Raw genomic sequence first — 692 nt, 5'->3', positions numbered from 1 at the left:
CGGCTGGCTGACCGAAGTCAGCCATCTCAGCGACGGCCACCGCGTCGCCGTGCAGTATGAGTACGATAAACAGGGACGGATGAACCTTGAACGCCAGACGGTGCAKCAYCCSGARACGRRWGMSCTGCTGTGGCAGCACACCACCCGGCACGATTACAGCGATAAGGGACTGCCGGACCGCGTGACACCGGACGCCCTTCCCCCGGTGGCGTGGCTCACGTATGGCAGCGGGTATCTGGCCGGCATGAAGCTCGGCGACACGCCGCTGGTTGAGTTCACCCGCGACCGCCTGCACCGGGAAACGCAGCGCCGCTTCGGCGAATACGACCTGACCACGGCATACACGCCGGGCGGTCAGCTACAGCGCCATCACCTCAGCATTCTTCAGCTTAACCGCGACTACACCTGGAACAGCGGCGGACAGCTTGTCCGCATCAGCGGGCAGCATGAGCAGCGGGATTATCAGTACGGCGACGCCGGGAGGCTCCTCGGTACACATATTCAGTCGCCCCACCACGACCTGGCGCAGTGGACGTTCACCGACCCGGCGGGCAACCGGACAGCGCAGCGGGATAAATACCCGATGCTGCCGGACCATTTCCGGGATAACCGCATCAGCCAGGATGTGGATAACTTTTATCATTATGACGAACACGGCAGGCTGACAGAGAAAGACGAGCGCCGGATACGCC

Annotated in this window: 1 pseudogene; it reads left to right on the top strand. The window is 62.8% G+C overall.

Going from position 1 to position 692, the window contains the following annotated elements:
- A pseudogene (locus tag JTI98_RS21200) lies at positions 1–692 on the top strand (type IV secretion protein Rhs); the annotation flags it as partial.

It is taken from the genome of Citrobacter sp. MGH 55, from assembly GCF_016906145.1.
Classification (GTDB): domain Bacteria; phylum Pseudomonadota; class Gammaproteobacteria; order Enterobacterales; family Enterobacteriaceae; genus Citrobacter_A; species Citrobacter_A amalonaticus.
This window is presented reverse-complemented; position numbering and strand designations above follow the sequence as displayed.